Origin of the sequence: Sphingomonas sp. BK580 (assembly GCF_014194975.1) — a bacterium.
In the GTDB taxonomy this organism is placed as follows: Bacteria; Pseudomonadota; Alphaproteobacteria; order Sphingomonadales; family Sphingomonadaceae; genus Sphingomonas.
In genome coordinates this window covers 42,682-61,989 of sequence record NZ_JACIAY010000018.1, presented here as the reverse complement: position 1 = coordinate 61,989, position 19,308 = coordinate 42,682, and the positions used below count along the sequence as shown (strand labels likewise).

The window sequence follows — 19,308 nt, the reverse complement described above, 5'->3', positions numbered from 1 at the left end:
CTACAATGTCAAAGAACCGCCGACGAAGAAACCGGACATCCAACCCTCCCCCACCCTTCGATCGGGGAGAACGATGTCCATCCTATCTGGCGACCATCCCAGAAGCACCGCCTCAGCAGCGCCCCCCGTCCGGTGAAGCGGCATATATGGGGCACATCCGGAGGGGTCAAGCGATTCGATGACAGTTTTTTGGCGCCGCGATGTCACTTCGTCGCACGCCTCAGCCGCCGGACGAGACTGGCTGATTCACGTCAAAGACCGGAACGCCGGCGCCGTGCCGATCGGTTGAACGCCCGACCCAAGATGGAGATCAGGCGATGACCGACCGGCCTACCCCGCCCTATCCCGAGCAGCAGCAGACGATGCCGGGCAGCACCGACGCGATGGACCCGCGCCCCGATCACGGCGAGCACAGCTATGTCGGCCGCGGCCGCCTCACCGACAAGAAGACGATCGTCACCGGCGGCGACAGCGGCATCGGTCGCGCCGTCGCGCTCGCCTTCGCGCGCGAGGGTGCGGACGTGCTGATCTCCTATCTCAGCGAGGAGGAGGACGCGCGCGAGACCCAGCGGCTCGTCGAGCAGGCCGGGCGCCAGGCCGTGCTCGTCCCCGGCGACATCAGCGACCCGGCGCACGCCCGCGCCGTGGTCGACCGCGCGGTGGAGGCGTTCGGGCGGATCGACGTGCTCGTCAACAATGCCGCGCACCAGGCCACCTTCCACGCGATCGAGGACATCAGCGACGAGGAGTGGCAGCTGACCTTCGCCACCAACATCCACGCGATGTTCTATCTGTCGAAGGCCGCGGTGCCGCACATGCGCGAGGGGTCGTCGATCATCAACACCACCTCGATCAACGCCGACCAGCCCAGCGAGCAGCTGCTCGCCTACGCCACCACCAAGGGCGCGATCCACAATTTCACCGCGGGGCTCGGCCAGATGCTCGCCGAGCGCGGGATCCGCGTCAACGCGGTCGCGCCGGGGCCGGTGTGGACCCCGCTGATCCCCTCGACCATGCCGCCCGAGAAGGTGAAGAGCTTCGGCGAGAACACGCCGATCGGCCGCGCCGCGCAGCCCGCCGAACTGGCGCCGGCCTATGTCATGCTCGCCAGCGACGAGGCGAGCTACATCCTCGCGGCGACGATCGCGGTGACCGGCGGCCGTCCCTTCCTTTGATCGCCACGCGCGCCCGGGGCGCTGCGCTCCGGGCGCGCAGAACTTGACGCAAGTTGTTGCAATAACGTCGTTATTCTAATCCATTATAGTAAACTTCGGGCGTGCTGAGCCGTTGGCGGATGATCGGGGCGGGATCATCCAACAGCGAGGACGTGCGATGTACTATCACGACAAGCGGCTCCAATATCCGGTGCAGGTGACCGAGCCCGATCCCGCCTTCGCGCGGATGCTCCAGCAGGCGATCGGCGGCGTCGAGGGCGAGATCCGCGTCTGCATGCAGTATTTCTTCCAGGCCTGGGGCAATCGCGCGCCCACGCCGAAATATCGTGACATGCTCCTCCACACCGCCACCGAGGAGATCGGCCATATCGAGATGCTCGCCACCGCGGTGGCGCTCAACCTCGACAAGGCGCCCGCCAGCCTCCAGGCCGAGGGTGCGGCGGACGGGATCGTCGGCGCCGTGATGGGCGGCGAGCGCCCACGCCACATCATCGAGGGCCTGATCCACAAGAACCTGCTCTCGACCGGGCTCGCGGCGATGCCGGTGGACTCGGACGGCGTGCCGTTCAACATGAGCCACATCTACGCCAGCGGGAACATCGCCGCGGACATGTACTGCAACGTCGCCGCGGAGAGCACCGGGCGCGTGCTGGCCACCCGGCTCTATAACGCCGCGCGCGACGAGGGCATGAAGAAGATGCTCCACTTCATGATCGCGCGCGACACGATGCACCAGCAGCAGTGGCTCGCGGTGATCGAGGAGCTCGGCGGCGCCGCGACCCAGCTGCCGATTCCTAATTCCTTCCCGCAGGAGAAGGAGGATCAGGAGCACAATTACGACTTCTTCGTCACCTCGCTCGACGGCACCTACCCGGAGGGACGCTGGACCAGCGGGCCGACGATCGACGGGCGCGGCGAGTTCACCGTCTTCCGCAACGAGCCCTTGGGCGGCGAGCCCGAACTCGGCGCGGCGCGGCCCGACGGCATGGCGCAGACCGAGCAGACCGACGCGAGCTCGGTCTGAACCGCGCGGCCGGCGCGCCACCGTTGCGCGCCGGCCACAGCTGCCGCGGGATCGTCGTCGCAGGCACCCGCCCACCTTTGAAATCGATTAACACAGGGATAGGAAGACCGTCGACGCCACCCCCATCGAGAGGGCGGCGCGACCCGATCAGTCAGGAGGGGAAGATGCCGCTATTCACCACGCGCCGCGCCGCTTTGCTGGCGGGCGCCGCGCTGTTGCCGATCGCGCCCGCGTCGGCCCAGACCGTCGCCGGCCCCGCCACCACCCAGCCGGTCGATCAGACCGGCACGCCCTCGCCGGCGCAGGACTCGCCCAGCGGCGCCCCCGACACCGCACCGGCCGGCGAGAACGGCGACGGGCTGCAGGACATCGTCGTCACCGGGCAGACCTCGCGCGACCGCCCGCTGATCACCTCCTCGGCCGACATCACCTATGCCACCCGCGACGACATCGATCGCCGCGCACCGCGCTCCACCGCCGACATGCTCGAGCTGGTGCCCGGCATCTTCGTCGAGGGCACCGCGGGCGAGGCGTCGAACAACTATTCGGTGCGCGGCCTCCAGGGCGGCGGGCAGCGCTTCGTCCAGCTCGAGGAGGACGGCATGCCGATCCTCTACGGCGGCGGCGGCGCGGACTTCTTCTTCCAGCAGGACCTCACGATCGATCGGCTCGAGGCGGTCAAGGGCGGCTCCTCGGGCGTGCTCACCGTCAACGGCGCGGGCGCGACGATCAACTTCATCTCGAAGCGGCCCAACCAGGAGCGGTTCGAGGCGATCGCGCGCGGCACCTACTACAATTACGGGCTCAAGCGCGCCGACCTCTACGTCTCCGCCCCGCTGGCGCAGAACCTCGCCTTCAGCATCGGCGGCTATTACCAGAGCAGCCCGGGCGTGCGGCGCAACCCGTTCGACTATGACGGCTATCGCGTGAAGGCGATGCTGGAATACCGCTTCGACGACGGCGGCTTCCTGCGGCTGTCCGCCAAGCGCGGCGACATGAACACGGCTTATTACGCCAGCATGCCGTATCGCTACGACAACGGCGAGCCGAGCGGCTTCCCGGGCCTCGACACGCAGCGCGACAATATCGGCGGTGACGCCTTCCGCAACATCGCGGTGCCGGTGTCGACGTTCGTCGAGCGCGACGGCATCCGCAACTTCCGCTACGATCAGGGCATCAAGTCGATCTCGAACCAGTTCCGCGTCGACTTCGAGAAGCCGGTGACCGACACGTTCGACGTGTTCCTGCGCAGCCGCTACCTCGACTATTCCTACGACTTCAACGGCCTGTTCCCCGGCTCGGGGACCGGCAACGCCGGCCTGGCGAGCGCGGTGAGCTATCTGACGCCGGGCAGCGGCTCGCCGATCAACGACCTGCTCAGCGCCGGCGCGGTCGCCTTCCCCGCGCGGGTGAGCTTCGGCATCCGCAACCTGCGCACCGGCACGGTGATCGGCGCCAACCAGACGAGCGAGCTCAACGCGCTCAACGGCAACGGCTTCCTCCAGCGCACGACGCTCAACCACGACCGGCTCGACGCGCACGACTTCGGCCTCAACCTGGGCGGGCGCTGGGAATATCAGGGCGGCAGCTTCACCAACTCGCTCACCGCGGGCATGATGTATTACGCCGTCCACCGCCGCCAGAACCAGTCGGCGGTCGCCAGCGTCGTCAACGACGTGCGCAACGACAGCGACATCTACGACATCGTCGCGCTCGACGGCGGCAACAACGTGATCGGCACGCTGAGCGACAACGGCCTGGTCTCCTACGGCGACTGGGGCAACGGCATTCGCGTGCGCGACGACAACGCGGTGTCGCTCTACGCCAACGACGAGCTCGCGATCGGCAAGCTCCGCATCGACGGCGGCATCCGCTTCGAGAACATCCAGTCGACCGCGCGCGACGGCATCGACGCGGCGGCGGTGGACGCCGCGAACCGCATCGTCGAGATCCGCACCGGCGTGTTCCAGCAGCTGGTGCCGCAGGGCACCGCCGGCGTCGTGCCGACGGTCGGCCCGACCTTCGCGGGCCAATTTGCCACGCTCAACCGCGGCCAGGAGAAGATCGCCTGGACGGTCGGCGCCAATTATCTGATCACCCCGAACCTCTCGATCTACGCGCGCTATGCCGATGGTTTCCAGACGAACAGCGCCGACCCGATCACCACGATCAAGTTGTACGAGGCCGGGATCCGCTACCAATATGAACGCTTCTTCAGCGGCTCGGTCACGGTGTTCCGCACCAACTTCGACGACCAGAACTACAATTTCGCCAATCCCGAGAACCCGGCGCAGCAGCAGAACATCAACGCCGACCTGCGCACCAAGGGCATCGAGATCGACGCGGTGATCCGCCCGGTGCGCTGGTTCTCGATCGACGGCCAGGCAGTGTTCCAGGATCCGCGGCTCGAGAACCTCCAGCTCGATGGCGCCACCCAGGCGGGCTATGAGGGCAATCGCCCCGAGCGCACCCCCTCCACCTTGTGGACGGTGACGCCCGCGATCCAGCTGCCCAACGGTCTCGGCGACATCTTCGCGCGCTATAAATACGTCGGCAAGATCTTCGCCGATGCGGGCAACGGCGTCGCGCTGCCCGGCTATGGCGTCACCAGCGCGGGGATCAACGTCAACGTCACACCGCAGCTGCAGGTGAGCTTCAACGCCGAGAACATCTTCAACGTCGTCGGCCTCACCGAGGGCAACCCACGCCAGGGGCAGACGCAGGCGATCACCCAGGGCTTCTTCTACGCCCGCGGGATCGTCGGCCCGACCTACGGCGGGTCGGTGACGCTGCGCTTCTGAGGACACGACGGCGAGCGGCGAGGAGAGTTCGCCCCCTGCCGCTCGGCCCCGTGTGCGGCGCACTTCGCTCCGAGACGCGGACCGTCGACGTTCGAAGCGGACCACATGGGGCTCCTGCGTGCGCAGGAGCCCGAAGCCGAGCGCGCGACGGCCGCGATCCTGGGCTCCTGCGTGCGCAGGAGCACGGCAACGGCTAGAGCGCTGATGCGTCTGCCCCCCAACATCCGGAGCACGAACATGACCCGCGCCGCCCGCCTCCTCGCCGCGCTGCTGCTCGCGGGCAGCGCCGGGGTGGCGCTCGCCCAGCGTCCGCCCGAGCTCGCCTATCAGCTCAGCGAGGGCGACAATCTCAACGCCTTCCTGCGCGACGGCGCCACCGCGGCACACCTGCTGCTGCGCGAGGGCGCCGAGCCGCGCATCCTCGTCGCCTTCCCCGCCGGCAACAGCGGCGTCGGCCTCTGGTTCGAGCGCACCGCCGCGCCGGTCACGTGGCGGCTCGATCGCGCACCCGCCGCGATCACCCTGCGCGACGCGCGCGGCCGCCCGCTCCACGGCATCCGCGCCGTCGCCAGCGTCGCCGCGCCGCGGCTCGAGCTGCGGCAGGCGGTGCTGTCGAACGTCCGCTTCCTGCGCGACTATCAGAGCGTCGGGCGCTTCCCGCCCGAGGTGGCGGTCGCTCCCCGCCTCGGCCGCGACACGATCACCTACGCGCGCGACCGCGTCGACGGCGCCCCGGGCTACCGTCTCGCACTGCGCGTGCGCGCTGGCCGGATCGAGCGCGGCGCGCTGGTGGCGGGGCGCGACGGCCGCATCCAGCTCGAGATCACCGCCGCGACCGGCGACACGCCGCTCACCGGGATCGCGCTGCCCGAACTGCTCAACGCCGACGCCGCCGACGAGCCTACCGCGCGCAACGCGCTGCGCTTCCTCAGCTATCGTGAGAAGTTCCTGGCGGGCTCGTGGCGGTTCGACACCTATTTCGGACGCGACACGCTGATGTCGGTGCGGCTGCTGATGCCGGCGCTCCAGCCTCCCGCGATCGAGGCGGGGCTCGGCGCGGTGCTGGCGCGGCTCGCCGCCGACGGCGACGTCGCGCACGAGGAGGGCCTGTCCGAGTTCGCGCTGCTCGAGCACCGCAGGGCGGGGCGCAGCGGCGACGCTGCCACGCTCGACTATGCCATGATCGACGACGACTTCATGCTCGCGCCGGTCGCCGCCGCTTACCTGCTCGAGCACGCCGACCCGGCCCGCGCGCGCGCCTTCCTGGCGCGACCGATCGCCAGCGAGGCGCGCCCCGGCTCCAGCGAACCCGCCGGCGCGGCGCTGCTGCGCAACCTGCGGCTGGTGATCGAGCGCGCGCGCGCGTTCGCCGAGGCTCCCGCGGTCGATCGCCTGGTCGCGTTGCGCCCCGGCCGCATGACCGGTCAGTGGCGCGACAGCGAGGAGGGGCTCGGCCGCGGGCGCTACCCCTATGACGTCAACGCCGTGCTGGTCCCCGCCGCGCTCGACGCGGCGGCCCGGCTGAACGCGGCGGGTCTGCTCGCCCCTTATGTGAGCGCGTCCGACCGCGCCGGCCTCGCGCGCGCCGCGGCGATGGCGGCGACGTGGCGTGAACGCGCCCCCGCGCTGTTCCGCGTCGAGCTGCCCGCGCGCGACGCGGCACCGAAGATCGCGGCCTATGCGCGCACGCTCGGCGTGCCCGCCGCCCCCGCGCTGGCGAGCCTGGGGCAGACGCCGCTGGTCTATCACGCGCTGTCGCTCGACGAGCGCGGCCGCGCGGTGCCGATCCTCAACTCGGACGAAGGCTTCGCGCTGCTGTTCGGCGCGCCGCCCGCGGCCGAGCTGGAGCGCGACGTCGCGGCGCTGGCGCGACCCTTCCCCGCCGGGCTGATGACCGACGTCGGCCTGCTCGTCGCCAACCCGGCGCTGGCGGACGCGGCGACGCAGGCGCGCTTCACCCCCGCTGCCTATCACGGCGCGGTGGTGTGGTCGTGGCAGCAGGCGCTGTTCGCCGCCGGGCTCGAACGGCAGCTCCAGCGCCGTGACCTGCCCGCCTCGACCCGCGCGGTGCTGACCGACGCGCAGGCGCGGCTGTGGCGCGCGATCGCCGCGACGCGCGCGACGCAGAGCTCGGAGCTGTGGTCCTGGGCCTATCGCGACGGGCGCTACGCGGTGGTGCCGTTCGGCGCGGGCAAGAAGGACGTCGACGAGTCCAACGCGGCGCAGCTGTGGAGCACCGTCTACCTGGCGGTGCGTCCCCCGCGGTGAGCGGCCGTACGACGTCGTGAGCCGGTGCTCCTGCACATGCGGGAGCCCAGCGCCAGCGGCGTCCCGCGCTGGCGCCCTGGGCTCCGGCGTTCGCCGGAGCACGCGCCGGCGTGGCTACCGACCCCCCTCGCCCATCGCCGCGGCCAGCGCGTCGTCGTGCATCGGCAGCGTCGGCGCGGCGCGCGCGATCAGCCCGGCGAGCGCGCGCACCTGCTCGATGTTGCCGGCGCCGTCGAGCGCGTCGGCGAGTGGGTGATACCCCTCGGCCGCGATCCCCTGCCCCTCCAGCACCGCCAGCCAGCTCGCCTCGCGGAACAGCTCGTCGGCCTCCAGCATCAGCCGTCCGCCCCGGCGGTACAGCGCCTCGCGCTCCACCAGCGCCTCCGGCAGCGCCATCGCGCGACACGCTTGCCACAGCGGCTCGGGCTTCCCGCGCTGCGCGTGATAGTGGAGGATCAGGAAGTCGCGGATCCGCTCCATCTCCGCCGCCATCAGCCGGTTGTAGCGCGCCGCCAGCGCCGCGTCGTCGCCGCGCTCGGGGAAGAGCGTCAGCAGCTTGGCGATGCCGCTCTGGATCAGGTGGATGCTGGTCGACTCGAGCGGCTCGAGGAACCCCGCCGCGAGCCCGATCGCGACCACGTTGCCGCACCAGGGCTCGGGCCGCGCGCCCGCGGTGAAGCGCAGGAAGCGCGGCTCGCCCAGGGCCGCGCCGTTGAGGTCGGCGAGCAGCGTCGCCGCCGCCTCGTCGTCCGACAGGTGCTGCGAGGCGTAGACGTAGCCGTTGCCGGTGCGATGCTGCAGCGGGATGCGCCACTGCCACCCCGCCGCGCGCGCGGTCGAGCGCGTGTACGGCAGCGTCGGCCGCGTCGCCGCGCTGGGCACCGCCACCGCGCGGTCGCACATCAGCCAGCGCGACCAATCGTCGTAGCGGGCGCCCATCTCGCCCGCGATCAGCAGCGCGCGGAAGCCCGAGCAGTCGACGAACAGCTCGCCCGCGAGCCGCTCGCCGCGTTTGGTGGTCAGCGCCGCGACCCGGCCACTCGCCGCGTCGCGCTCGACCGCGGCGAGTCGCCCCTCGACCCGCACGACCCCGGCCGCCTCGGCGAGCCCGCGCAGGTGCGCGGCGTAGCGCCCGGCATCGAAGTGATAGGCATAGCCCAGCGTCGACAGGATCGATCGCTGCTCCGTCGCGGGCTTGGCGAAGCGCCCGTCCAGCGCCGCGTGCGTGGCCAGCGACAGTGCGGCGAGCGGCAGGTCCAGCCCCTCCGCGCGCGCGCGCAGCCAGCGGTGATGGAAGGCGACCCCGGGCAGCGCCGCGCCATAGTGGCCGAACGGGTGGAAATAGCGGTGCCCCGGTCGCGCCCAGTCGACGAACTCGATGCCGAGTTTGTAGGTCGCCCCCGTGGCCCGCAGGAACGCCGCCTCGTCAAGCCCGATCAGCTGGTTGAACCAGTGGATCGTCGGGATCGTCGCCTCGCCGACCCCGACCGTGCCGATCTCCTCCGACTCGAGCAAGGTGACCGCCACCGAGCGTCCGAGCTGGCGCGCGAGCGCGATCGCGGTCATCCAGCCGGCGGTGCCGCCGCCGAGGATCACCACCCGCCTCACCCGCTCCCGCTCCGCCACGTCCGTCTCCTCTCGACGACGGTGTAGGGCGGAACGGTCCCGAGGGGGAGCGGTGAAGCGCAGGGTAGCGCGATGCACCACGCGCCGTCCTTCGTGCGTCAGCGCCATGCGTCGTCCACTGGCGTCATCCTCAACTCGTTCCAGGATCCACCGCGCCGCAGATCGGCCGCGGCGGCGCTCGCGGGACACTCGACCCTGTAACGAGTTCAGGATGACGGCGGGAAGCGACGAAGCGCGTCCGGACGGTGACGCGGACGGATGACCCCGATGCCTTTTCCCCGCACACTGGCCGCGCCCCCGCCCGCTCTGCTATCGCCGCGGCGATGACGTGCCTCCCGCTGTCCGCCCGCGCGCGCGCCGCCGCGCTGTCGCTGCTGGCGCTGCTCGCGCTCCTGTTCGCGCCGCTCGCCGCCGCGCAGGTCGACCCGGTCACCGCCGCCACCGCGCGGCTGATCAAGGCCGAGCGCGAGGTGCGCGCGGTCGACGGCGCACTCGACCGGTCGACCGACCGCGAGGCGCGCGACACGCTGCGCGAGCGCGTCAACGCCGCGCGCGAGGACGCCGCCGCCGCCGCCGACGATCTCACCGACCAGCTCGCGCTGGTCGAGGCGCGCGCCGCGCAGCTCGGCCCCGCCGCCGCGGGCGAGGCGCCCGACCTCGCCGCGCAGCGCGCGCGGCTGGCGCGGCAGCGCACCGCCATCGACTCGAACAGCAAGCGCGGCCGGCTGATCGCGGTCGAGGCGCAGCAGCTCGTCGAGGAGATCGACCGCACCGAGGCCGAGCAGTTCAGCCAGACGATCGCGGCGCACGTCCCCTCGCCGCTCTCCCCCGGCTTCTGGGGCGCGGTGCTGCAGGCGGCGCCGCGCGACCTGCGCCGGATCGAGGCGGTGCTCACGCTCGCGACGCGCCAGCTCGCCGCGGGCTGGCGCGACGCCCCCGTCTGGCCGGCGCTGCTCGGGCTGCTCGTCGCGCTGGCGATCGCGCTGCCCGGCCGCGCCGCCGCGGTGCGGATCGGCCTGCGCTTCCTGATCGACGACGCGCCCGGGCATCGCGTCCGCCGCTCGGGCAACGCGATCTGGCGCGTGCTGGTCGGCACGCTGACCCCCCTTCTGGCGAGTTTCGCGCTGGTACAGGGGCTGCGCTGGGCCGGGCTGGTGCCGGCGGCGGTCAACGGCCTGGCGGACACGTTCGTGCAGGCGAGCTCGTTCGCCGGCTTCACCGTCGCGGTGACGGGCGCCGTGCTGATGCGCAACCAGCCGAGCTGGCGCGTCGCGCCGATCGCCGACGACGTCGCGCGCCGGCTGCGCCCGTTCAGCTGGCTGCTCGCCGCGGTCGCCTTCTTCTCGATCATCGTGAACGCCTTCAACCAGACGGTCGGCGCCAGTGCCGCGGCGTTGAGCGCGACCCAGGTGCTCGTCGCGCTGCTCCATCTGCTGATCCTCGCCGCGGCGCTGGTCGCGCTCGGCCGGCTGCGCGCGGCGCGCGCGGAGGACGACCAGGCCCCGGCGCGCGCCGGGCTCGGGGCCGCCGCGCTGGTGGCCTGGACGGTGGTGGTGGTGGCGTCGTTCGCGCTGCTGCTCGGCTACGTCGGCCTGGCCTCGTTCATCGTCCGGATCGTCGCCTGGGCGACGGTGCTCGGCTGCGCCACCTTCCTGCTGATGGCGGCGATCGACGACCTGGCCACGACGGTCTTCACGCGCGACGGCGGCCTGGGGCGGACGCTGTCGCGCGCGCTCGGCGTCCGCGGCGCGCTGATCGAGCAGTTCGGCGTGCTCGCCTCGGGCGTGCTGCGACTGACGCTGGCGCTGTTCGCGCTGGGGCTGCTGTTCTCGCCGTTCAACGGCGGCAACGGCGTCGGCGCGCTCGTCTCGCGGCTGGGCACGCTGGCGCAGGGCGTGCAGGTCGGCGGCATCGCGATCTCGCCGGGGACGATCCTGCGCGGCGTGGTGGTGCTGTTCATCGGGCTGGCGCTGGTGCGCGGCTTCATGCGCTGGCTCGAGCAGCGCTATCTGCCCGCGACCGACCTCGACGGATCGGGGCGCAACTCGGTCAGCCTGGTGGCGCGCTACGTCGGTGTGGCGCTGGCGGTGATCTGGGCGCTGGCCTCGCTCGGCATCGGTGTCGAGCGGATCGCACTGCTGCTCTCGGCGCTCTCGGTCGGCATCGGCTTCGGCCTGCAGGCGATCACGTCCAATTTCGTGTCGGGGCTGATCCTGCTGGCGGAGCGGCCGATCAAGATCGGCGACTGGATCCGCGTCGGCACCGACGAGGGTGACGTCAAGCGCATCAGCGTGCGCTCGACCGAGATCGCGCTGGCCGACCATTCCACGCTGATCGTTCCCAACAGCGAGCTGATCACCAAGTCGGTGCTCAACAAGACGCTGGCGAGCCCGCTCGGCCGCATCCAGGTACAATTCTCCGTGCCGCTCGAGAGCGACGCCGACAAGGCGCGCGCGATCGTCGCGCAGGCGTTCGCCGACGAGGGCGCGATCCTCGACGATCCCGCGCCCGCGATCTTCATCGACTCGATCGCGGATGGCCGGATCTTCTTCAACTGCTTCGCGCACGTCGGCTCGCCGCGCGCCGCTTACGCTTCGCGCAGCGCGATCTTCACGGTGCTGCTGCGCCGTTTCCGCGAGGAGGGCATCGAGCTGGGCACGGTGCCGCAGCGGCTCGAGCTGCTCTCGCGCGATGCGGCGGGCGGGCCGAGCCGATCCGACGTGCCGGCGCAGGAGCAGCAAGCCTCGGTGTAGCGGCTTCCTGGGTCCGCGGCGCCTCTCCGCAGACTTCCGTCATCCCGGACCAAGCCCGGGATGACGGAGACGTGGAAGGCGCAGCCGCGGTCCGCGAAGAAGATAGTCGATCTGGTACGACAAGCTCCCAACGCGCGCATAGCCTCGGGCTCGCCCCGCAAGCCCGCGGGAATTGGAAGGAATCGTAGCCGCCGCGTTAGTGTATCGTCAGCCCATCCGTTCTATGGCCCACGATGGGGAAAGGGACGCTCGCGCGTGTCAGGGGGTGGCGATGGTGACGCGGCTGTATCGTTGGTACGCCGGGATCGGTGACGATCCGCGGCTGGCGATCGCCCAGGTCACCAACCTCTACCGCCAGGTCCCGCTGCTCTACGGGTTGCTGCTGATCAACTCGCTCGCGGTCGCGGTGACGCATCACGACAGCGCGCCGGCGCTGCTCACCGTCACCGTGCCCGCGCTGCTCTTCGCGGTCACGCTGATCCGCCTGCTGCGCTGGGCCCGCGCCGGCCGACGCGGGGTCGCGCCTACCCCCGCGGCGGCGCGGCGCCAGCTGCGCACGATCACGGCGGCGGCGGGTCCGATCGCGATCGCCTATATGGTGTGGTCGCTGCTGCTGATGCGTTACGGCGACGCGGCGCAGCAGACGCATGCCGCGGTCTATCTCTCCACCACGGTGATGGGCTGTGTCTTCTGCCTGATGTCGCTGCCGCAGGCCGCGCTGCTCGTGGCGACGATGGTGGTGCCGCCCTTCATCGCGGCCTGTCTGACGCACTATCAGATCATGTTCGCGGTGATCGCCACCAACGTGGCGCTGGTCGTCGCGGTGCTGCTGCGCGTGCTGTTCAACAGCTTCGACTATTTCCGCGACCAGGTGGCGGCGCGCGCCGCGCTGGAGCAGCAGCACGCCGAGCTGGTGCGACTCAACGCCGAGAACGGCCGGCTGGCGCTGACCGACAGCCTCACCGCCTTGCCCAACCGCCGCCAGTTCCACCACGATCTCGACCTGTTCGCGGCAGCGCGCGACGGCGCGCCGTTCGCGGTCGGTCTGCTCGATCTCGATCGCTTCAAGCCGGTCAACGACACCTACGGTCATCAGGTCGGCGACCTGCTGCTGGTCGAGCTGGCACGGCGGATGCGCGCGGTCGCGGGCGGCGCCACCACCGTCTATCGGCTCGGCGGCGACGAGTTCGGACTGCTCACCCTGGGCGCGCGCGACGAGGCGGTCGCCGCGGCCGAGTGGCTGTGCCAGAGCATCGCCGCGCCGTTCGCCGTCGGCGAGCTGCGCGTCGCCGTCGGCGGCTCGCTCGGACTCGCGCTCTCCGGCGAGGTTGACGCGGCGGGCGCGCTCGCGGCCGAGCTGTTCGATCGCGCGGACTATGCGCTCTACCACGCCAAGCGAGTCAACGGCGGCGGCACCTGCGTGTTCACGCCCGACATGGCGCGCGCGATCCGCACCGACCGCGCGATCGAGGCCGCGCTCCAGGCCAGCGCGCTGGACGAGGAGCTGCGCGTCGTCGCGCAACCGATCGTGGCCGCGGCGAGCGGCACGATCGTGGCGGTGGAGTGGCTCGCGCGCTGGCACAGCCCGCTCGTGGGTGAGGTGCCGCCCGCCGAGTTCATCGCCATCGCCGAGCGATCCTCGCTGATCCACGGCATCACGCTGGCGGTGTTCCGCAAGGGGCTCGCGGCGGCCCGCGCGCTACCGGCCGACCTGGCGCTGTCGTTCAACCTCTCGGCCTGCGACCTGCACTCGCCCGCGACGATGGCGGCGATCGAGCGCGAGATCACCGCCTCGGGCGTGGCCGCCGAGCGGATCTGGATCGAGGTGACCGAGACCGCGGTGATGCGCGACCCGCCCGCGGCGGCGCGCGCCCTGGCGCAGCTGCGGGCGCGCGGCATCAAGGTGGCGCTCGACGATTTCGGCACCGGCCATTCCAGCCTCAGCAACCTGCACCAGCTGCCGCTCGACAAGGTGAAGATCGACCGCAGCTTTCTCGCCGACGACGAGGCCGCGCGCGGCTGGGCGGTGGTGGCGGCGGTGGTGGCGCTGTGCCGCTCGCTCGCGCTGGAATGCGTGGCGGAGGGCGTGGAGACCGGGGCGCAGCTCGACGCGCTGCTGCGGATCGGCTGCGGCGCGGTGCAGGGCTACCTGTTCTCGCCCCCGATCGAGCCGGACGCCGCCGCGACGCTGGTACGCGAGTGGGAGCGGCGGCGCGAGGCGGCGTGAGGAAGGACGGCGGACGCGCGCCTCTGGCGCCCTTCAACGATGCGGTGATGCATCACGGTGATCGGCGGGGCGACGCCATCGCCACCGACTATATGACACCCGAGGTCCGCGAGGCGACGCGGTGGACGCACGAGATGATCGGCTCGAACAGCGAGCTGCTCGACGGCGACATCAAGCGCGTGGGGCCGACCGACGCGGACAGCGAGCTTCAGGCGCTGCTTGCCACCGCGCGGTCGAAGCGATCGTTCAATCTCTCGCCGCTCCGCCCACGGCTCTTCGCCTACGGTCCAACCGTCTCGACGACGCGCCGTCACTGATCCTCACTCCCGCGGCGGCGCGGTCGAGGCGCGTAGCTTGAGCTCGCCCGCGATCACCACGGGCGCGGCGGGGCGCGCCCGGCCGCCGAGCTGCGCGATGATCAGCTCCACCGCGCGCGCCGTCACCGCCGCGATCGGCTGCTCCATCGCGGTGAGCGGCGGGTGCGCGAAGCGCGCGATCGGGGTGTCGTCGAAGCTCACCACCGACAGGTCCTCGGGCACGCTGAGGCCGCGCTCGCGCGCCGCGGCGAGCACGCCCAGCGCCATCTGGTCGCTGCTCGCCAGGATCGCGCTGGGTGGTGTGGCGGCGCCGAGCAGCGCGTGCGCCGCCGCCTCGCCGCTGGGAAAATCGAAGTTGCCGACCGCGAGCAGCCCGTCGCAGCTCGCGCCGGCGTCGCGCATCGCGCCGCGCCAGCCGTCGGCGCGCTGCGCGCTGGTGGTGTAATCCTCCGGCCCCGCGACGAAGCCGATGCGGCGATGGCCGAGCCCGAGCAGGTGCTCGGTCGCGCGCCGCGCCCCGGCCTCGTCCGCCATCGACAGCGCGATCCCGGTCCCGCCGCCGTGCGCGCCGATCCGCGCGAAGGCGATGTCGTGCCGGTCGAGCAGCTCGGCGATCAGCGGGTTGTCCGAGTGCGGCGGGGTGAGGATCACGCCGTCGGGTTGTAATGCCGCGATCGTCGCGGCGAGCTCGCGCTCGATCCGGTCGCTGTGCGTGTCGACCAGTTCGAGCAGCAGGCGATAGCCGTGGCGCGCGCAGGTCAGCATGCCGCCGAGCAGCATCTGGTCGACCCAGTCGGTGCCCTGGCGCGCGCGCCAGTCGCTGATCGTGCGCTCGCGGTCGTTGAGCGCCAGGATGAGATAGCTCCGCGAGCCGCCCATGCGCTGCGCCGCCAGCGACGGGACATAGCCCAGCCGCGTGATCGCCTCGCGCACCCGCTCCGCCATGGCCGGGCGGACGTTGGGCTCGTTGTTGATGACGCGGCTGACCGTCTGCAGCGAGACGCCCGCGTCCGCCGCGACATGCTTGATCGTGACCGACTGACGCCGCCGTACCATCTCTGCTCCCCCGGACCGCCGGTTGCCCCGGTCTCCCCGCCATAGCCAAGCCGGCGGCGCCCCGCCAACCCGCGTTGCGGTCGAGGGTGGCGCGGCGGTCGCGCGGCCCTATCATGCGCGCGTCCATGGCCCGTCCCGCTCTCCCCCGCCCCGCGCGCCCGGCGTGGTTCCTGCTCGCCTTCGCGCTCGCCAACATGGGCGGGGTGATCGCCTATCTGCCGCTGCTCACGCTGCTGCTGCCGCTCAAGATCCACGCCATCGCGGGGGACGCGCGCATCCCGCTGCTGAGCCTCACCGCGATCCTCGGCGCGGTCGCGGCGAGCGCGGCCAACATCCTGTTCGGTTGGCTCAGCGACCGCTCGGTGGCGCGCGGCGGTGGGCGGCGGCGCTGGGTCGCGGGCGGGCTGGTCGCCACCGCGGCGAGCTACGCGTTGGTCGCCGCGGCCGCGAACGCGGCGACGATCGTGGCGGCGGTCATGCTATTCCAGGTGGCGGTCAACGCGGTGCTCGCGCCGCTGCTGCCGATCATGGCGGACGAGGTGCCCGACGCCCGCAAGGGCCTCGCCGCGGGGCTGATCGCGCTCGGCAACCCGGTCGCGGCGCTGGTCTCGGCGCTGCTGGTGGCGGACGAGGGGCTCGCCGACGCGACTCGCCTGGCGATCGTGCCGCTGCTCGCCGCGCTGGCGCTGCTGCCGCTGCTGCTGCTGCGCGGCGACGGCGGCGCGGGCGAGACCGCGCCTGCGGCCGCAGCGCGCTTGCCGCGCCGCGACCTGCTGATCGCCGCCGCGGCGCGGCTGATGATGCAGCTCGCCACCGCGGCACTGTCGCTGTACCTGCTCTACGTGTTCGAGAGCGTCGCGCCGGGCGAGCGCCAGCTCGTGCTCGCGCGCCAGGTCGGCACGCTGCTGACGATCTGCTACGTCATCCCGCTGCCGCTCGCGCTGCTGGTCGGGCGCTGGTCCGACCGCGTCGGGCGGCGCCAGCCGTTCCTCGTCGGCGCGGGGCTGGTCGCGGTGGCCGGGCTGGGCGCGATGGCGCTGGCGAGCGGCACCACCGCCGCCGCGATCGGCTTCGCGACCTATTCGGTCGGGTCGGCGGTGTTCCTCGCGCTCCACTCCGCCTTCGCGATGCAGCTGCTGCCCGACGCGCGGCGGCGCGGGCGTGATCTCGGGCTGCTCAACCTGACCAACACGCTGCCGGCGCTGCTCGGCCCGCTGCTGACCTGGACGCTGGCGACGCCGCGCGACTTCGCGCTGCTGCTGACGGTGCTGGCGGTGCTGACCGCGCTCGGCACCGGCGCGGTGACGCTGGTGCGCGCGCGGCGCTGACGCGGTTGCCAGCGCCGCGGCGAGGTCGCACATCGGCGTAATGTCCACCGGCCGCGGCGACCTGCCCGATCTCAGCTACTTCCTCGTCATCGCGCGCCACCTGAGCTTCGCGCGCGCGGCGGTGGAGCTGCGCGTCACCGCCTCCGCGCTGAGCCACTCGATGAAGGCGCTCGAGGCGCGGCTGGGCGTGCGGCTGCTCCACCGCACCAACCGCAGCGTCACGCTCACCGCCGCGGGCGAGCAGTTGCGCGACTCGATCAGCGACCCGCTGCGCGCGATCGACGGCGCGATCGAGGCGCTCAACCGCTTCCGCGACGCGCCGGCGGGACGGATCCGGCTCAACGTCGTGGTCGACGCGGCGCGTCTGCTGCTCGCGCCGGTGCTGCCCGGCTTCGTCGAGCTGTACCCCGACATCGAGGTCGACGTCGTCGCGAGCAACCGGCTGGTCGACGTCGTCGGCGAGGGCTTCGACGCCGGGATCCGCTACGGCGGCACGGTGCCGGAGGACATGATCGCGCTCCGGCTCTCGCGCGACATCCGCTGGGTGGTGGCCGCCGCCCCCGCCTATCTCGACCGCTTCGGCACGCCGGCGCACCCGCGCGAGCTGGCGCAGCATCGCTGCGTGCGGCTGCGACAGGGCGCCGGGCGGATCTACCACTGGGAGTTCGAGCGCGGCACCGAGGAATTGGCGATCGACGTACCCGGCGCGCTGACGATCGACGACACCGATCTCGGCCTGACGCTGGCGCGCGGCGGCGCGGGGCTGATGTACGGGCCCGAGCCGGTCTTCGCGGGCGCGCTGGAAGACGGCGCGCTGCGGCTGGTGCTGGAGGACTGGGCCGCAGTGGGCGGCGGCTACCACCTCTATTATTCGAGCCGCCGCCAGGTGCCGACCGCGCTGCGCCTGCTCGCCGACCACATCCGCGAGCGGCGGCCGCTGGGGTGAGCGCCGTCCCGGTGTAGTCAGTCCGTGCTACTGCGTGTGCAGGAGCACACGGAGGATCGCCGCTGAGCGATCCTCATCACAGCGTTGAGCCGCCACCCGCCTGCGCTGGCGGCGCCGCGCCCTTATCTGATCCACCGCGCGTCGCCCGGCGCGCCCACTTCTGCCAAGGGGAACAATCATGGCCACCAAAGCCTATGGCGCGATCGCCGGCGACAAGCCGCTCGAGCCGATGGACATCACCCGGCGCGAACCCGGCGCGCACGACGTCCAGATCGACATCGCTTATTGCGGCGTCTGCCACTCCGATCTCCACCAGGTGCGCGGCGAGTGGGCCGGCACGCTCTACCCCTGCGTCCCCGGCCACGAGATCGTCGGCCATGTCACCGCGGTCGGCGGCGAGGTGACCAAGTTCAAGGTCGGCGACACCGTCGGGGTCGGCTGCATGGTCGACAGCTGCCAGCATTGCGCCTCGTGCGACGAGGGGCTGGAGCAATATTGCACCGGCGGCGGCTTCGTCGGCACCTACAACGGCCCGACCGCGGACGCGCCCGGCCACACGCTCGGCGGCTATTCGCAGCGCATCACCGTCTCCGACAAGTTCGTGCTCAAGATCTCGCACTCCGAGGAGCAGCTCGCCGCGGTGGCGCCGCTGCTGTGCGCGGGGATCACCACCTACTCGCCGCTGCGCCACTGGGGCGTCGGGCCGGGCAAGAAGGTGGGCATCGTCGGGATCGGCGGGCTCGGCCACATGGGGGTCAAGATCGCGCACGCGATGGGCGCGCACGTGATCGCCTTCACCACCTCGGAGTCGAAGCGCGCTGACGCCAGGGCGCTCGGCGCCGACGAGGTGATCAACTCGCGTAACAGCGAGGAGATGGAGGCGCACGCCGGCAGCTTCGACATGATCCTCAACACCGTCGCGGCGAGCCACGACCTCGACGCCTTCACCGGGCTGCTCAAGCGCGACGGCACTTTGGTGCTGGTCGGGGTGCCCGAGCACCCGCACCCGTCGCCGAGCGTCGGCACGCTGATCTTCGGCCGCCGCGCGATCGCGGGCTCGCTGATCGGCGGGATCGCCGAGACGCAGGAGATGCTCGACTTCTGCGCCGAGAAGGGCGTCACCGCCGACATCGAGATGATCCGCATCCAGCAGATCGACGAGGCCTATGACCGCATGCAGCGCAGCGACGTGAAGTACCGCTTCGTGATCGACAACGCGACGCTCGCGGAGGGGTGAGGCGCGCAGATCCTCCCCGCTCGCGGGGAGGATCTATCTCACCTCCCGACGATTTTCTTCGGCCTCCTGCGACGATCCCGCGCTTCGGGAGTTACAGCCGCGGAAAACCGGGAAAAAGGGAACGGGCATGTCGGACGATCGCGAGGGACAGATCCGCGAGCGCGCTTATCGCCTCTGGCAGGACGAGGGCGAGCCGCACGGCAAGCACGACGAGCACTGGCACCGCGCGCAGCAGGAATTCCCCGGCGAGCAGCCGACCGCCGCGCCTGAGCCGCAGGACGGCAGCGACACCCCAGCCGTGACCTCCGGCGACGAGACCACCGGCGCCGAGCTGACCAAGCCGCTCGCCAACGAGCCGGCGGACTCGCCCGCCACCACGATCCCGTCCGGCGCCGCCGAGAGCGGCAGCGCGGGCAGCGCCGGCGGCAAGGCGCCGCGCGCGCGTGGCGCCAAGGCGGCCGACTCCACGGCGACGGGCGCCACCCCCGCGCCCAAGCGCCCGGGGCCCCGCACCAAGCGCGCCTGAGGCGCGCCGCGGCGCCCCTCCCCG

At 71.9% G+C, this 19,308-nt stretch carries 13 protein-coding genes; 11 read left to right on the top strand and 2 right to left on the bottom strand.

From position 1 onward, the window contains the following. Positions 1-317: 317 nt before the first annotated feature. The 4 genes from FHY05_RS21570 (at position 318) to FHY05_RS21555 (ending at position 7,268) form a co-directional block, all read left to right on the top strand. On the top strand, positions 318-1,175 hold the full coding sequence (locus FHY05_RS21570) for an SDR family oxidoreductase (protein WP_183946502.1): 858 nt from the start codon (positions 318-320) through the stop codon (positions 1,173-1,175). 157 nt (positions 1,176-1,332) lie between these two features. After that, positions 1,333-2,199 carry a manganese catalase family protein gene (locus FHY05_RS21565; RefSeq protein ID WP_183946501.1) on the top strand — a complete coding sequence of 289 codons (867 nt, stop codon included), beginning with the start codon at positions 1,333-1,335 and terminating at the stop codon, positions 2,197-2,199. Between the two features lie 164 nt (positions 2,200-2,363). Then, positions 2,364-5,000, top strand: coding sequence for a TonB-dependent receptor domain-containing protein (locus FHY05_RS21560; protein WP_183946500.1), 2,637 nt, complete (start codon positions 2,364-2,366; stop codon positions 4,998-5,000). Between the two features lie 237 nt (positions 5,001-5,237). Next, on the top strand, positions 5,238-7,268 hold the full coding sequence (locus tag FHY05_RS21555; protein ID WP_183946499.1) for a hypothetical protein: 2,031 nt from the start codon (positions 5,238-5,240) through the stop codon (positions 7,266-7,268). A gap of 114 nt (positions 7,269-7,382) precedes the next feature. Here the strand turns inward: FHY05_RS21555 and FHY05_RS21550 are convergent, their stop codons facing one another. After that, on the bottom strand, positions 7,383-8,894 hold the full coding sequence (locus FHY05_RS21550) for a tryptophan halogenase family protein (RefSeq protein WP_311732552.1): 1,512 nt from the start codon (positions 8,892-8,894) through the stop codon (positions 7,383-7,385). Between the two features lie 323 nt (positions 8,895-9,217). Between FHY05_RS21550 and FHY05_RS21545 the strand changes: the two genes are divergently transcribed. The 3 genes from FHY05_RS21545 to FHY05_RS21535 all read left to right on the top strand — a co-directional run bounded on the left by FHY05_RS21545 (position 9,218) and on the right by FHY05_RS21535 (position 14,191). After that, complete coding sequence (locus FHY05_RS21545) at positions 9,218-11,647, top strand: DUF3772 domain-containing protein (RefSeq protein WP_183946497.1); 2,430 nt, start codon at positions 9,218-9,220, stop codon at positions 11,645-11,647. 271 nt (positions 11,648-11,918) lie between these two features. Beyond that, entirely contained in the window at positions 11,919-13,874 is a 1,956-nt protein-coding gene (locus tag FHY05_RS21540; protein ID WP_183946496.1) for a bifunctional diguanylate cyclase/phosphodiesterase, read from the top strand. 47 nt (positions 13,875-13,921) lie between these two features. Beyond that, positions 13,922-14,191 carry a hypothetical protein gene (locus FHY05_RS21535; RefSeq protein ID WP_183946495.1) on the top strand — a complete coding sequence of 90 codons (270 nt, stop codon included), beginning with the start codon at positions 13,922-13,924 and terminating at the stop codon, positions 14,189-14,191. Positions 14,192-14,194: 3 nt separating this feature from the next. Here the strand turns inward: FHY05_RS21535 and FHY05_RS21530 are convergent, their stop codons facing one another. Beyond that, positions 14,195-15,247: a LacI family DNA-binding transcriptional regulator gene (locus tag FHY05_RS21530; protein WP_183946494.1), complete on the bottom strand. Its 1,053-nt coding sequence runs from the start codon at positions 15,245-15,247 to the stop codon at positions 14,195-14,197. 125 nt (positions 15,248-15,372) lie between these two features. On the opposite strand from FHY05_RS21530, the gene FHY05_RS21525 reads away from it, so the two are divergent. The 4 genes from FHY05_RS21525 to FHY05_RS22310 all read left to right on the top strand — a co-directional run bounded on the left by FHY05_RS21525 (position 15,373) and on the right by FHY05_RS22310 (position 19,284). Continuing rightward, positions 15,373-16,575: an MFS transporter gene (locus FHY05_RS21525; protein WP_183946493.1), complete on the top strand. Its 1,203-nt coding sequence runs from the start codon at positions 15,373-15,375 to the stop codon at positions 16,573-16,575. A 40-nt stretch (positions 16,576-16,615) separates the two neighbouring features. Continuing rightward, positions 16,616-17,521 (top strand): LysR family transcriptional regulator, encoded by a 906-nt coding sequence (locus FHY05_RS21520; protein WP_183946492.1) that lies wholly within the window; start codon positions 16,616-16,618, stop codon positions 17,519-17,521. A gap of 178 nt (positions 17,522-17,699) precedes the next feature. Next, a complete protein-coding gene (locus FHY05_RS21515) occupies positions 17,700-18,758 on the top strand; it encodes an NAD(P)-dependent alcohol dehydrogenase (protein WP_183946491.1) in 1,059 nt (352 codons plus the stop codon). A 127-nt stretch (positions 18,759-18,885) separates the two neighbouring features. Further along, positions 18,886-19,284 carry a DUF2934 domain-containing protein gene (locus FHY05_RS22310; protein ID WP_221191363.1) on the top strand — a complete coding sequence of 133 codons (399 nt, stop codon included), beginning with the start codon at positions 18,886-18,888 and terminating at the stop codon, positions 19,282-19,284. Positions 19,285-19,308 lie beyond the last annotated feature (24 nt).